This window comes from Photobacterium carnosum, assembly GCF_021236965.1.
Classification (GTDB): Bacteria; Pseudomonadota; Gammaproteobacteria; order Enterobacterales; family Vibrionaceae; genus Photobacterium; species Photobacterium carnosum.
In genome coordinates this window covers 1-15,422 of record NZ_WMDN01000023.1, presented here as the reverse complement: position 1 = coordinate 15,422, position 15,422 = coordinate 1, and the positions used below count along the sequence as shown (strand labels likewise).

At 37.4% G+C, this 15,422-nt stretch carries 13 protein-coding genes; 9 read left to right on the top strand and 4 right to left on the bottom strand.

Annotated features, from left to right (window positions below; genetic code table 11):
* Nucleotides 1-2: 2 nt before the first annotated feature.
* From GLP24_RS16495 to GLP24_RS16485, 3 genes are read left to right on the top strand one after another with little or no spacing between them, the layout of a single operon-like run.
* Nucleotides 3-1,055 (top strand): PDDEXK nuclease domain-containing protein, encoded by a 1,053-nt coding sequence (locus tag GLP24_RS16495; protein WP_232616279.1) that lies wholly within the window; start codon nt 3-5, stop codon nt 1,053-1,055.
* Complete coding sequence (locus tag GLP24_RS16490) at nt 1,048-4,326, top strand: type I restriction endonuclease subunit R (protein ID WP_232616278.1); 3,279 nt, start codon at nt 1,048-1,050, stop codon at nt 4,324-4,326. Before GLP24_RS16495 ends, GLP24_RS16490 begins: the two co-directional genes overlap by 8 nt.
* Nucleotides 4,326-5,114: a M48 family metallopeptidase gene (locus GLP24_RS16485; protein ID WP_232616277.1), complete on the top strand. Its 789-nt coding sequence runs from the start codon at nt 4,326-4,328 to the stop codon at nt 5,112-5,114. The genes GLP24_RS16490 and GLP24_RS16485 overlap by 1 nt, the downstream gene beginning before the upstream one ends.
* A 370-nt stretch (nt 5,115-5,484) precedes the next feature.
* Here GLP24_RS16485 and GLP24_RS16480 read toward each other — a convergent pair whose 3' ends face one another.
* Nucleotides 5,485-6,801, bottom strand: coding sequence for an ISNCY family transposase (locus tag GLP24_RS16480; protein ID WP_227990506.1), 1,317 nt, complete (start codon nt 6,799-6,801; stop codon nt 5,485-5,487).
* A gap of 213 nt (nt 6,802-7,014) precedes the next feature.
* On the bottom strand, nt 7,015-7,437 hold the full coding sequence (locus tag GLP24_RS16475) for an acyl-CoA synthetase (RefSeq protein ID WP_227990512.1): 423 nt from the start codon (nt 7,435-7,437) through the stop codon (nt 7,015-7,017).
* A gap of 316 nt (nt 7,438-7,753) precedes the next feature.
* Between GLP24_RS16475 and GLP24_RS16470 the strand changes: the two genes are divergently transcribed.
* Together GLP24_RS16470 and GLP24_RS16465 are read left to right on the top strand one after the other, a co-directional pair.
* On the top strand, nt 7,754-8,728 hold the full coding sequence (locus GLP24_RS16470; RefSeq protein WP_065208968.1) for a zinc transporter ZntB: 975 nt from the start codon (nt 7,754-7,756) through the stop codon (nt 8,726-8,728).
* 402 nt (nt 8,729-9,130) lie between these two features.
* Nucleotides 9,131-9,649 carry a mechanosensitive ion channel domain-containing protein gene (locus tag GLP24_RS16465; RefSeq protein ID WP_065208969.1) on the top strand — a complete coding sequence of 173 codons (519 nt, stop codon included), beginning with the start codon at nt 9,131-9,133 and terminating at the stop codon, nt 9,647-9,649.
* A gap of 495 nt (nt 9,650-10,144) precedes the next feature.
* On the opposite strand, the gene GLP24_RS16460 is transcribed toward GLP24_RS16465, so the two are convergent.
* Nucleotides 10,145-11,322, bottom strand: a protein-coding gene (locus tag GLP24_RS16460; RefSeq protein WP_373322882.1) for an IS3 family transposase whose coding sequence is annotated in 2 segments (ribosomal slippage) — nt 10,145-11,064 and nt 11,064-11,322 — 1,179 coding nt in all. Because the reading frame shifts where the segments join, the coding sequence is not laid out codon by codon here.
* Nucleotides 11,323-11,931: 609 nt separating this feature from the next.
* Here GLP24_RS16460 and GLP24_RS16455 point away from each other — a divergent pair.
* From GLP24_RS16455 to GLP24_RS16440, 4 genes are all read left to right on the top strand, one after another.
* Nucleotides 11,932-13,071 (top strand): LEM-3-like GIY-YIG domain-containing protein, encoded by a 1,140-nt coding sequence (locus GLP24_RS16455; protein WP_101769948.1) that lies wholly within the window; start codon nt 11,932-11,934, stop codon nt 13,069-13,071.
* A 303-nt stretch (nt 13,072-13,374) separates the two neighbouring features.
* Entirely contained in the window at nt 13,375-13,560 is a 186-nt protein-coding gene (locus GLP24_RS16450) for a hypothetical protein (RefSeq protein ID WP_065207721.1), read from the top strand.
* On the top strand, nt 13,557-13,931 hold the full coding sequence (locus tag GLP24_RS16445) for a type II toxin-antitoxin system death-on-curing family toxin (protein WP_101769949.1): 375 nt from the start codon (nt 13,557-13,559) through the stop codon (nt 13,929-13,931). Before GLP24_RS16450 ends, GLP24_RS16445 begins: the two co-directional genes overlap by 4 nt.
* A 607-nt stretch (nt 13,932-14,538) precedes the next feature.
* A complete protein-coding gene (locus tag GLP24_RS16440) occupies nt 14,539-14,871 on the top strand; it encodes a hypothetical protein (protein WP_101769950.1) in 333 nt (110 codons plus the stop codon).
* A 135-nt stretch (nt 14,872-15,006) separates the two neighbouring features.
* Here GLP24_RS16440 and GLP24_RS16435 read toward each other — a convergent pair whose 3' ends face one another.
* Complete coding sequence (locus tag GLP24_RS16435; protein WP_065208846.1) at nt 15,007-15,156, bottom strand: Hok/Gef family protein; 150 nt, start codon at nt 15,154-15,156, stop codon at nt 15,007-15,009.
* Nucleotides 15,157-15,422 lie beyond the last annotated feature (266 nt).

Sequence of the window (15,422 nt, the reverse complement as noted above, 5' to 3'; positions counted from 1 at the left end):
ACATGACGACACCCTCTTTGCCATCTTCAACCCCATTGCTCGATAATATTCGCACATTACTGACCGCAGGCCGAAAACAGGTTGTTCACGCGGTAAATAGCGCAATGGTGCAAACCTATTGGCAAATTGGTCGCTTGATTGTTGAAGACGAGCAACAAGGGCAAACTCGCGCTGAATATGGTAAAGGGACGCTGAAAGCATTATCAGCCTCACTCTCTAAAGAATTTGGCAAAGGGTTTGATAGCTCTAACTTGCGTAATATGCGTTTGTTTTATTTGGCTTATCCAAATTGTGACGCAGTGCGTCACGAATTGAGTTGGACCCATTATCGCAGTTTATTGCGAATCGATAATCCACTCGCACGTCAATGGTATATGAACGAAGCCATTAGCCAAGCATGGTCGGCTCGTGCATTAGAACGCCAAATCGGTGCGTTATATTATGAGCGATTACTGTCAACGCAAGCCAAACAACAAGATCTGCAACCCGTTATAGATGAAGCCAACCACAAAACGACCGCGCTGGCATTAACAGTAAAAGACTATCTGCGTGATCCTTACATCTTTGACTTTTTAGGGTTACCGAGCGTTTCATTACAAGAAAGTGAACTTGAACAAGCTCTAATTGATAACTTACAAAAATTCTTGCTTGAACTGGGTAAAGGGTTTGCGTTTGTTGAACGCCAACAGCGTATTGTCACTGAGGATGGTGACTTTTTTATTGACTTGGTGTTCTACAACTTCCATTTGAAATGCTTCCTGCTTATTGATCTTAAAATGCATAAACTCAGCCATCAAGATGTGGGGCAAATGGATATGTATGTTCGCATGTATGAAGAGAAAAAACGCCGTAGTGACGATAACCCGACCATTGGCTTAATTCTGTGTACTGACAACAACCGCACCGTTGCCAAATATTCGGTGCTGAATGACAGTGAGCATCTGTTTGCCTCGAAATACATGTTAGAACTGCCGAGCGAAGAAGAACTGCGTCACCAATTAGAAAAAGAACGTCAACAATTATTGGCGCAACAAGGACAGACTAACAATGACTAACCCTCATTTACCCAATTTCAAAGAAGAACAAAGCGCAAAAATACCAGCACTAACTTTGCTTACCAACCTTGGTTATCAATTCATTCCACCTAGTGGATGTATGGCAATGCGTGGCAACACAACCACCGTTATTCTGCCATCAATATTGCGCAAGGTTCTGAGCTTTAAAACCTATTCATTCATGGGTAAAGAACGCCATTTATCAGAATCTGCGATTGATAAAATCGTGCAAGAGTTGGCTAACCCTGCAATGAATGAAGGGCTAAAAGCCGCCAATGAGAAGCTTTATAACGCGCTAACTTATGGCATTGGTGTGACTGAGTTTGTGGATGGCAAAAAAGCCAACCCAACCATTGAGATCATTGATTGGGAAACACCTGAAAACAATCAATTTCATTTCACAGAAGAGATGGAAGTCGAGAATGCCCGTGGCACAGGTAAACGCATTCCTGATGTGGTGTGTTTTGTGAATGGCTTACCGTGGGTGGTAATTGAAGCTAAACGCCCTGATTCATCATCCAATGGCAAACCGACGATCACCGAAGGCATTTCACAAAATATCCGTAACCAAAAAGTCGATGAAATTCCGCATCTATTCGCTTACAGCCAATTGTTGTTATCGATTAATGGTCATGAAGGTTTATATGGCACCTGCGGCACCCCTGAAAAGTTTTGGGCGAAATGGAAAGAAGAGCAAATCACAGAAAGCACTGTTGAACGCCTAAAAAATACCGCCTTAACAGCACCACAACTGAATGCGATTTTTAGCCATCGTCCATCCGCATTAAAAGATGAATATTTATCGTTAATCGCTGGCGGTGATTTGGTAGTAACCGATCAAGATCGCTTGTTGGTTTCTCTACTTCGCCATGATCGTCTGTTAGAAATGACGCGCCTATTTACCCTGTTTGATAAAAAAGCAGGCAAGATCGTTGCGCGTTATCAGCAAGTGTTTGGCATTAAAGCCTTAGTGGAGCGTATCACCTCTTTTGATGACAAAGGCGCACGTAATGGCGGTGTTATTTGGCATACCACAGGCTCTGGCAAATCATTTACCATGGTGTTTTTATCCAAAGCCCTTATTTGGTTAAAAGAACTCGCCAAATGTCGCGTGATTGTCGTGACCGACCGTGTGGACTTAGAAGATCAACTAGCTCGTACCTTTGCGTCAAGTGGTGCCCTATCTGATAAAGATAAAACGGCGGCAATGGCAACGACAGGCAAACGTCTTGCGGAACAAATTGGTAAAGGCAACGAGCGTATTATCTTTTCGATTATCAACAAGTTTGGTACAGCGATTAACCTATCTGAATGTTATAACGACAGCCCAGATATTATTGTTTTAGTCGATGAAGGTCACCGTAGCCAAAACGGTGAAAACAATATCCGTATGCTACAAGCCCTACCCAAAGCGGCTTATATTGGTTTTACGGGTACACCGCTACTGCAAGACGATAAGACAGAGAATAAATTCGGTAAAATCATCCACTCTTACACTATGCAACAAGCGGTAGACGATGGCACCGTTACCCCCTTACTCTATGAAGAGCGTATTCCTGATCTCAGCACTAACGATAAAGCCATTGATGCATGGTTTGAACGGATCACTAAAGATTTATCAGAGAAACAACGCACCGACTTAAAACGTAAATTTGCTCAAAAAGGTCAAGTTTATCAAACTGAAGGCCGTTTAGAGTTAATTGCTTATGATATCTCAGATCACTTTCAGAATTTCAAAAACCAAGGCTTAAAAGGTCAATTGGCGTGTGATTCTAAAGCCTCTGCAATTCGCTACAAGATGCTATTAGATAAAATAGGTAAAGTCACATCTGTGGTTGCCATGTCTCCTCCTGATACTCGTGAGGGACACGATAACGTTGACAGTGAAAGCACCGATATTGTGCAAAATTGGTGGAAAGCCAATGTCATCGATAAAGGTTGGTCAGACGAGAAAGCCTATACAAAACACATCATTGCAGAATTTGCAGAGGATGAAGGCCCCGACATTATGATCGTGGTCGATAAGCTGTTAACGGGTTTTGATGAACCCAAAAATACGGTGTTATACATTGATAAACCATTAAAACAGCATAACCTCATTCAAGCCATTGCCCGTGTTAACCGCTTACATGCGAAAAAGCAGTTTGGTTACCTGATTGATTATCGTGGTATTTTACGTGAACTTGATGCCACCATTGAAAAGTATCAAAACTTGGCTGAGCGTACTCAAGGTGGCTTTGATATTGATGATCTTAAAGGATTATATAACCGTATGGACACCGAGTATAAAAAACTACCGGGTTTATACGATGCATTATGGTCTATTTTTGCGAGCGTTAAGAACAAGCAAGACGGTCAGGCACTTCGTCAGGTATTAGCCCCTAAAATTGACACCATTGAGGGGCAACTAACCGATACCAACCTAAAGCTACGTAATGATTTCTATGATGTGCTAACAGCCTTTGCCAACTGCTTAAAGGTAGCTTTACAATCAGCAAATTACTTCAATGATAAGAGCTTTGATAGTAAGCGTGAGTTGTATAAACAAACCTTAAAAAGTATGTCTCAGCTACGCAAACAAGTTCGTGAAGATGCAGAAGAAACTGTTGATTACGATGAGTATGCCGACAGCATTCGTGCAATGTTAGACAAACACATTGGTGGCGTTGAGATTAAAGAGCCTGAAGGTGCGTATTTAGTGGGTAACATGGGTAAAGATGCCAAGCCCGAGCAAATGACCGATGATGAAGCGAATAACAAAAAAGACGTTATCACAGGTCGTGTCACCAAGATGATTGAGCAAGACTTAGCGGATGATCCTTATGCCCAAGAGTATTTCTCTAACCTGCTAAAAAAAGCCATTCAACAAACCAAAGAGATGTTTGATAGCCCAGTAAAACAATACCTTTTGTTCGCTGATTTCGAGCAACAGGTAAAAGATCGCGATGTAGCAGGAATGCCCAAAGATCGCTTTGCTGAACTCGACCCAAAAATCAAACGTCATGTTCAAGCATTCTATGGTTTGTTCCTAAAAGTATTAGGTGAGCCACTGCCTTTACCTGAAGAGCAATGTATTCAATACGCACTGGATATTGATACGATTGTACGCAAGGCGGTGAGTGAATATTCCATTAACCCTGCTGAGATTGAAAACCAAATTCGATTAGGTCTATTACCATTACTGTTTAATGATTTAGGGATTGATAAAGCACAAACACTGATCACGGATGTTATTCAAATCACTCGACTGGGATTAGCAGGTCACCATTAATGGCATCCATTAGTAACAAGAAAGACAGCAAAGAAAATAGCATTGAGGAATACAGCTTCATCTATGGTGATGAAGCGGTTACCTACGAGGTTATTCGTAAAACCTTTGCTGAAGGTAAGAAAAAGAAGATCACTATTCGCGTTCACCCTGATTGCCGTATTGCCGTCACCGCCCCTGAAGATGCCGAGAAATCGGCTATTCACGAAGCGGTTATGCACCAAGCACGTTGGATTTGGGATGCACTGAAAGAATTTCGATCTCATTTGGAATATGTTCAAACCAAACATTACGTTAGTGGTGAGATGCAATTCTATTTGGGTCGTCGCTATGTATTGAAGGTAGTTGAAGACCGAGAAGCCATTTCCAACGTGAAGATGGATCGAGGCAAGCTGTTGGTTACCCTTAATCGTTTTAATGAGGATAAGCCCAAGCTAGTAAAAGCCTTAGTTTCAGGTTGGTATGGCGTTAAAGCAGAACGGATTTTTCACCAACGTTTAGCTGAACTTCTGCCACAAACGACATGGGTGAAAGGCATCCCTTCATTTCGTATTATGCCAATGCGCAAACAATGGGGAAGCTGCTCAGCCAAAGGGACGTTAATGCTCAACCCTCATCTAATCAAAGCACCCAAAGAGTGTATTGATTACGTGATCTTACATGAGCTTTGCCACATAGCGGAATATAACCACAGTGAAAACTTCTGGCGTTTACTCACTAGCGTAATGCCCAACTGGCAAGAAGTGAAAAACAAGCTCGATGGTATGGCGGAGCTGTATTTGAATGAGTGATTTTATCTGATAATTTAAAAGGGAATAGCCCTGGCCCGCTTATTCCCTGTTATTTTTCGTTTTCACTAACTTTACCATTATCAATATCATATCGACGAACTTCCCCACCCATTTCACATAACATCTGTAATGACTACCAAATTTATAAGTTAATGAATAATCGTATTTTTTGTAATTAATCTGCAAATTAAATCCAAAGTGATAATTTAGAATCTAGTAACATCATTAACAAAATAACAATGTGAGTTTATCTCTGTTTTAATTTAGAAAAACCCATTAAAACACCGGCTATTCTGTTCGTTTTGAATGAACAGCGATCACGTTGTTAGTGCAAGTTAGTAATGTCACATAACTCTCCCAGATAGAAATGTCACACTGTGTCAGACTCTTTCATCAAGGTAATATTCATGGCTCGTTGTTGTGCGGCTCGGCTAATGTTCCTTTTACTTCGAGTTCGTTCCGGAGTGTTTTCTCTCTGGTCTTGGCTTTGCTTAGCAAAGGCGAGTACTGCACTTAGTCGTTTGTTATCAACGATGGCTGCTTGGTTTACCGTTCGAAGTTTATCGAAAACAGAATAAGTTAATGGTTGGCCACAATGCTTAATACTAATGGTGCCATCAGGATAGTCGTAAACCATGATGGGTTTACCTATTAAACGGTTATTGGCATCGTTTGGCTCGATTAAGTAAACAACTTTATCGTATTGGATAGTGAGAGAGCGCGTGAGTACACGGCTTCGCTGACGAGCGAAGATATCATCAAGTTCACTTGATGATTCTCGTAATGGGCGATGTGCGTCGTGGAGTGAATAGGGTGTTCGTGCAAAACGTTGATTAAAATCAGCAATAAATTCAGGTAACCAGGTGTTGGCTTCTTCAATCGAATCAATGCCAGCAAGACGCATTTCTTTAATCAGACGGTCTTGTAGTGTTTTATTAGCACGCTCTACACGTCCTTTTGCTTGAGAACTATTAGCACAAATTAAATCGATGTTAAGTTCAAACAAAGCACGACCAAACTCAGTCATTTGCTTACCTGTTTTTACTTCACCGCGATTGAGTCTAAATACTGAATGTTTGTCGCTGTAAAAAGCGATAGGTTTTCCATGCTCTTCAATGTATTGGCGGGTGATATTCATGTAATCAAAGGTTGATTCAACATCACTAAATCGTAAGGTCATGAGTCGACCTGTCGCATCATCGATATACACGGTGAGACAACATTTCTCTGCTCGACCTTCAAACCAATCATGGTGAGAACCATCGATCTGTACTAGTTCACCTAGGCATTCACGACGATAACGAGGTTGATAAACCTTTGGCTTTGCTTGACGTTTAGATATCCAAAAACCTTCCGCCATCATCCATTGACGTAGCGTTTCAGTTGAGAGTTTTAGTTGGTGTTTTTCACGCAATTTTTTATTAGCAAATGTCGGTCCAAAATCGATATAGAACTGACGAACAATATCAATCACACGCTGCTTAAATTCAGGTGTATAGCGCCGATTACTCGGCTTACCACGGCGTAATGAGACCAATCCCGCTGGACCTTGTCCGCGATATTGATTAACGAGGCGTTGGATATGTCGTCGAGATAATTTCAGTAACTCAGCAGCATCTTTTTGTCGAAGTCTTCGTTCACTAATATCACGAATAACATCAACTCGATTTAATTCTTTTGGACTCATGGAAAGTAACATGGCACAGAGATCTATACGTGGCGAAAAACACCACCAAGTATACCAATATGTGACATCTCTAAGTTGGTAAAAAGTGACATTTCTAAATGGTTGCAACAAAACCACCAGATATAAACTATAAAGCTAAATCATAATAAACCGTTTAGCTATAAGAAATAGAATAATGTTTGCTCATTATATTTAGTGAATATTAAAAGGGTTTTAGTTTCTAACTTGTACATTAAGTTCATCGTAAGTAAAGTAACGATGACCCTGCCCAAGACCTTTAATTTTTTGAAATATTAAATCATGATGCTTATCTACTAAAATATCAGCTTCATTCGAGCATACTCCCCCAATAAAAATATAGCGTCCTTCTGTATCTAAAGAGTGGCAAAGATTTGTATTTACTGTCGAAAGTGTTGCGGTTACGTCCTCGATGACACAGGTTACTTTTCCTTTAATTACCCCAATAATACGTTTGACACGATGAGCCTTTTCACCACATTTCCATGCTTGTCTCGTCCCTAGTTCGTAACCATGCTTTTCTTTGCCTCGGTGGATGTGGACTACGATATTGAGATCTCTTTGAACGAATGAAATATCATTATCTTTTATTTCTAACGATGTATTTGCTGTTGTCATTACTGTAGTTTCATCAAAATTTAAATACTTAATCGGGTTTGCAGCCCCCTTTGGGAAGTGAGCTGAAATGGTTTTATATTTAAGTTGAACTCTGATATTTTCTGGGGCTAGTTCACCATGAAATCCCCAACGCTGTTTCCCTTCAATATCGCAATCATATTCGCATGTGAGAAATGTTTATCTATATTTAGGGCTTTAGGCTGATTGCCTAAACTGTAATAAGCTATTCTAAATTATTTGTAATCGCTAATTTAAAGCATGAAAATTTCATAAAATAGATTATTATTCATACATCAATGTAGATAAAGTACCCACCATGACTACTAATAAAAAACCAACAGGGCTGATTCATTCAATAGTTTTAGATTGTGAAGGAGGGATGCGCCAATTAGATTGGAATGAAATTCCCCATACTAAAGATAATTTATGGTTACACTTTGATTATACTGAACAAGAAGTTCATCAATGGTTCAAAGAACACAGTGGCTTAAATGAAATAGCTCAAGAAGTATTACTGAGTGATGATAGCCGTCCTCATATTATTAGACAACATGATAATTTATTGGCGGTATTCCGAGGGATTAATTTAAATCCAAAATCAAGCCCTGAAGATATGGTTTCATTACGAATATGGACTAATGGAAGAATATTAATAAGTACCCGTAAACGTCGTTTATTATCAACAGGAGATATAATAGAATGTTTAACTGAAGGAAATGGCCCAATAAATATACCATTATTATTTATTTCATGGCTTGATCAAATTGTAAAACGGATGGCTGATACTATTGATAATCTTGAAGATAATTTGTTAGCTCAAGAATATCTTTTAGAAGATGAAGATCTAGGTTCAATTAGAGCGGAATTATTAAAAATACGAAAACAAAGTATTGGTATTCGTCGATATCTTACCCCTCAGCGTGAAGCTATGAATAAATTAATTAATGAACCATTAACTTGGTTACACGAAATGTATCGTTTGAATTTAATAACTATAGCTGATCGTCAAATTAAGCATATTGAAGATATTGATGCTTTAAGAGAACGATCGGGAATGGTTCAAGATGAAATTAACAACTTAATGTCAGAAAAAATGAATCATCGATCTTATGTATTAACTATTATTGCTGCTATTTTTTTACCTTTAGGATTCTTTACTGGATTAATGGGGATAAATGTTGGTGGGATGCCTGGAGTTGATAATATTAATGCATTTTGGATAGTTGTATTTATTTGTTTCTCTTTATGTTTTGGTCTTTTAGCTACATTTTTTTTGAAAAAATGGATTTGAAATAAATTTATTTGTGGGAGTTTGGCCTGATTTTAGATGTCGCCTAGGCCTTTCTCTTATACACAAATCTCCAGTGTCAAAACTGTTTTTTTTGAACTTCACTTCAATACCTCGATCAGGTCCTTTACTAGGAGATCAAGGGCGGTCATTATGAAAATTGGCACACCGCAAAACTGGACTATTTAGGTGACCCAAGATAAACAAAACGATTAATGTTGTAACTTAATGAATTTGACCACTTCATAACGAACGTGGAGTAAAAAACATAATATATTTTGACTTGCTGTTATTAATTGGTAATATATTATCAATAAGTTAGCGATATTACTAATATTTATATTCAATTTGTTTTATATTAGACGTGTTTTTGTGTTGTCTGTATACGTGAATTAAGAGGGTTGTATGTCATTGTTTCAACATCCTATTATGTTTAAATTTTTAATTGGCATGACACTATTTATCGTATATATAATATGTAAGGTGTTGATTTACAAGGCAATATCATCTCTTGCAAACGCCAAGGGTGTAAAGGTTCATAGGGCAAAATTCATACAGCGCAGCTTCAGTTTCTCATTGCTATTTATTTTAATATCGCTATTTTTAATCACAACAGGTATTGGCTATGGGGATGTATCTGTTTTTATATCTTCTATTTTTGCGGTTCTTGGTGTTGCATTTATCGCGCAATGGTCAATATTAAGTAACATTACTGCTAGTTTATTGATATTTTTTGTATTTCCTTACCGAGTTGGAGATGTGGTAAAAATAGTAGATAAAGATGAAGATATCAGTGGTGAGATTATTGACATAAGAATTTTTCACGTTTTGATTAAACATGATAACGGTAACTTAATAACATACCCCAATACATTGATACTGCAAAAAGCAGTGATAAAAATATCTAAACATAATTTAACATAATGGAATAGCCATATGAATAATAAAGTCATTAATATTATATTATTATCAATATATCTGATTATATTTAGTGTTTTTTTTATGCTAAAAATGTATTTGTATTCTGTAATATCATTACATTTTATTCTTCTCGTTATAGCTATTATGAAATCATCCAATTGCAAAAGCGATAAAGATATATATAAGTCAAAAAAAAATATCATGTCACATTTTAAGTTAGGTTAATTATTGGGAAATTACATGTGATTTTATTATTTACTTAATTTATGCAAAGACTCGGCTAAGAGAAGCGGAAAAGATTATTGTTGAAGGGTAAAATGAGTTATTTTTTGAGTTAGCATAACATGTTTGTTTGTCTTTCCCTGTTTAAAATGTCTCCTTTTAAGGTAGTTCATTGTGGTGAAAATGGATTATAGAGTAGTGAAGTCAAGGCTTTTTTACTACGTGTCAGCCCTACTTTAAAATGTGACATTCCTCCAACTTAGAAATGTGAAGTGGTCAAGTAAAATTGGCCACTGATTTGTATTCATTATTAAATCGGCGTTCTGATTCATTAGGCGTCAAGCCACCGTTATATTGATGGGGCCTGACTTGGTTGTAATATCGGATAATGTATTTAGTGATCGCCACTTTAGCTTCATTCGATGAACGATAACCCGCCGTTGGCATCCATTCTGTTTTAAAACTTCTAAAAAATCGTTCCATCGGGGCGTTATCCCAACAATTTCCACGTCGACTCATACTTTGTGTAATTTGATACCGCCAAAGTAATCGGCGAAATTGTTTACTTGTATAATGACAGCCTTGATCGGAATGAAACATGACACCTTTAGGCGCCCCTCGAACTTCATAAGCCATCGAAAGGGCTTTACCTGTTAGATCTGTATTGGGTGAGCCTGACGTTGCCCAGCCAATGACCTTACGAGAAAATAAATCAATCACAATAGCAAGGTACAACCAACGTTGTCCTGACCAAATATATGTCACATCGCCACACCAAACTTGATTAGGCTCAGTAACTGCAAACTGGCGATCTAATGTATTAGGGATATTTAGATGTGCATTTTCTGCTTTTTTATAACGATGCTTCTTAACCTGGCAACTAACTAACCCTAATTTTTTCATGACGTTAGTGGCTTTATATCGACTTAACGGCACGCCTTTAGTTGTAACGATACCTGCAATCGTTCTGGCTCCTACAGAGCCACCACTAGCACGATGTGCAGCCTTCACTTCACTAGATAATAGCACTTGCTCTTTTGACTGCGTTTTGGGCCGTTTAGCCCAATATTTATAGCTACTGCGATGAATGTCAAAGACATTGCAGAGGATAGATACAGGATAATAAGCTTTTAATTCATCAACTAAAATGAAGTTTTGAATGAGTCCGAGGCCAAAAGAGCGGTTGCTTTTTTTAGTATTTCTTTCTCCATTTCAATCCGTTTAATCTTCTTTTCTAATTCACGAATTTTAAGCTGGTCAGGTGTCATTGGTGTTGCTTTTGGTGTAATCCCATCACGTTCATCTTTAAGTTGTCGAACCCACTTATCCATTGTTGATTTACCGACATTCATTGCTTCAGCGGCTTCTTTTATGGAGTAGCCTTGATCTAAAACGAGTTGTGCTGATTCTAATCGAAATTCGGGTGTAAAATTAGGACGTATTCTTTTAGTCATAGTGTCACCTATTAAATTATGAGGTGATGATATCACCTCTAACTAGGTGGCCAAATTAACTATGCCACTTCACATCTCTAAGTTGGTAAAAAGTGACATTACTATATTGGGTTTACACACGTAGTGCGGGATAGATGCATACTGTTAAATACAGCCGTTTTTAACGAAAAGTCATACTAGGTGTCGAGTGATCTGTATTTGTGGTCTTAAAATCGTTTCTAGGGGCGATTTTTGGGGTTCTTTGAGAGTATTTAAAGTTATCTTATTGCTATTGAATAAAGAATGATCCCTAATTATCATTCTTTACTTACTGATAATTATATCAATATGATATTATCGTTAACGGCTTTTCAGGTTGTTTTTTCATTTCGAGTGCATTCACAACCAAAAGGATTTACATGGAAGTGGAAAGCCATTTCAAATTATTAGTAATACCACCGTCTTTTGGCGGTTTTTTTGTATCTGGACGTTACAGCGTGTCTGTTAGTAATGTCACACTGTGTCAGACTCTTTTATTAATGTAATATTTATTGTTCGTTGTCATTGTAATAACCATCACCATTCATTTATCGGAAAGTTAAGCTTTCTGACTTAATCGGAACACTTTTTATGTTTTCTCAGTCCGTGATTGAACAGATCAATTATTATGTTTATTTTCTTCGTGACCCTCGTACAGGAAATATTTTCTATGTCGGGAAAGGGTGTGGAAACCGAATTTTTAATCATGTCGCATGTGCATTAGAAAAAGAGAATTCATCAGATAAGCTCGATATTATTCGAGATATTTTAGATGGTGGTGAGAACATAGAGTATTACATCCTCAGACATGGTTTAGAAGAAGCTACCGCATTCGAAATTGAATCAGCAGTTATCGATTTGGTCGGCCTGACTAATTTGTCTAACTTGCAACGTGGGTATTACGCCAATGATTTTGGTATAAAGTCAACGAATGAGATTATTGCTATGTACAGTGCCGAGGTACTAACAACGTCACTGCCAATCATTTTAATCAATATAAACAAAAGATATCACCGAGAGATTACTCAGGATGAGCTGTACGAAGCGACAAGATCTGCTTGGGTTGTTGGAAAGAAGCGAGACAAAGCTATTTACGCAATCCCTACCTATCGTGGCTTAACTCGAGAAGTGTATAAGATTCATTCTTGGTATCCTGTCGATATTGAAGGAAAACAGCGTTGGGGATTTCATGGTGAACTAGCCCCAGAAAATATCAGAGTTCAACTTAAATATAAAACCATTTCAGCTCACTTCCCAAAGGGGGCTGCAAACCCGATTAAGTATTTAAATTTTGATGAAACTACAGTAATGACAACAGCAAATACATCGTTAGAAATAAAAGATAATGATATTTCATTCGTTCAAAGAGATCTCAATATCGTAGTCCACATCCACCGAGGAAAAGAAAAGCATGGTTACGAATTAGGGACGAGACAAGCATGGAAATGTGGTGAAAAGGCTCATCGTGTCAAACGTATTATTGGGGTAATTAAAGGAAAAGTAACCTGTGTCATCGAGGACGTAACCGCAACACTTTCGACAGTAAATACAAATCCTTGCCACTCTTTAGATACAGAAGGACGCTATATTTTTATTGGGGGAGTATGCTCGAATGAGGCTGATATTTTAGTAGATAAGCATCATGATCTAATGTTTAAAAAAATTAAAGGTCTTGGGCAGGGTCATCGTTACTTTACTGACGATGAACTTAATGTACAAGTTAGCAACTAAAACCCTTTAATATTCACTAAATATAATGAGCAAACATTATTATATTTCTTATAGCTAAACGGTTTTTTATGATTTAGCTTTATAGTTTATATCTGGTGGTTTTACAGGTTTAGTGCGCATAAATAGCTTTGATGTTAAATACCGCCCAATTTGAGGCGGTATTTTTGTATATTGGTGTTACGTTGTAAATTTAGAAGGTTATACGTACAATTAAAATTAGCGGCTAGGGTAGCTCCCGAAAGGCTGAATAACCTTGTTAGCTTGCCGCATGTTTTTACGAGGTTAAACTTGAAGGTAAGTTTTATGAATCCACGAACTCAAGAATTACTAAATAAAGCACGACAGAATAAAGATAAAAAACCAAGTATTGCCCCATTTTCTTATGTTGAGATGATGACCTCTACTGATCGAACGGTTACTGTAAGAGCAGCAGCTCGTCGAGCTATGCGTGGAAATCGAGAAGCTTTAGAATTACTCGCTGATTTATGATTACTTTAAGTTTAGATGATGTGATTAATATTCATGATGAAATACTAACCACAGAGCGAGGGTCACAAGGCTATTATGGAAATGACCGGTTAGGTGGTGCATTAGGTAGAATAGAAACTAATGTTCTCTATGGCGGCATGGATGATCTGTTTGAAGTTGCAGCCTTATATATTGAAGCGATATCTAAAGGCCATTGTTTTGTTGATGCTAACAAAAGAACAGCTTTAACTGCGGCGAGTACATTTTTAGAATTACATGATGTAACATTAAAGACCGAAAAAAATCTGGCTTATGTTGTTGAATCATTTGTTAAAAATGAAATAAACTCAAATGATTTAGCTGATATTCTTAGAGAAATGTCTATTTATTAAAATAAGATAATTAATTATCTAGAGGTCGCCATTGGCGGCCTTTTTTGTATCTGGACGTTACCGAGTTTAAAGTTATCGTATTGTCATGGAATAATGAATAATCGTTCATTCTCGTTTTTTGGTTCGCATAAGATCCATACTGTTAAATACAGGTGTTTTATTCTTCTTAGCCTGCTATATATTTTTTATGATTGTTAAATACACCACGAGATAGTATGGACCAGATAAACGCGCTGATTATTATTGCTGTATTTGTGGTTATCCCACTGCTCCTTACTTTCTTTAAGAAGAGATAGGATCGTGTTATGCCAAGGAAGTACGCAAAAATACACCTTTTCATGATAGATAACCGCGAAAGAAAGCTATTAGCATCGAGCTGTATGTTGAGTGAAGTTGAAATTATTTTAATTTTAAACAGATATGAGGACGATTATGAATTAAGTTCTCCTCACTACTTACTTGAAGTCATTGATAGTTACAATATAGTTTTATTGTCTAAATACACCAATAGAAATAGTGTAAAAAAAGAGCCACTTCCTATTGATTTATAATGATTTTATCATTATTTTTGATTTTCGTTAATTACAGGAAATCAAAAAGAGAAAAGATGGAAATTATATTTATTGACCAGGTGTTTAGTCAAATAGTTTATGGCCAATACGAAAAAGATTTGTCTGCCATGGCAACAAAACAAAAATTACAACAATTGGACGATGTTTTTAATTATATTAATGATGCTTATTATGAAGCTGAAAATATCTTGGGGTATAAGGAAGTTAAAAGAGCTCTAGAGCAATGTTTACTTTTCATTGAGGAGCCTTTGGCATCTGTTACCAACGAAGATTTTATCATTTACTTGAGTTACGCCAAGACTCGGCTAAGAGAAGCAGAAAAGACTATTGCTGAAGAATTAAATGAATTTAATTTAGAACCAGCATAATTGTTGTTAGTACGCATAAAATTTGTGATGTTAAATGAGACTAATTTGAAAGTATGAGGATTGGGTGCTCATTGGCAATGTAACCAAACAAGACCTGAAATGGTGAGGCATGACTGCCCCACCATTTAGGCTAGATTATCTTACTTCGTATGCAAGCACTGCCTTAAAGATTTTTGTACCGTCCTGGTACTGCACTTCACAAAGGTTACTTCTAACCAGAGTTAATGCCACTAATAATGTGATACACACTATCAGTAACCCTATTGGAAAATTTCTTTTTGGCATTTTGCTTGCCTCCTACAGTAAGAGGCACTAACATATGAATTGCTAGATACATCTGTTGGCCTCGTTGATTTAAAAATTAACGGGGCTTTCATCTATCTGCCAGTCACAGTTGTTATGCTCCTGACAAATATCCAAGAGCACCCGCGCTGATTATACATTAACTCGCCTATCCCCTATCATTTTTTTGTCATTTCGTTCTAAACCCATAAATTAAGTAAATTTTTGCTTTTTGGCCTCTATTAAACATAATAGGTATTTCACGCACC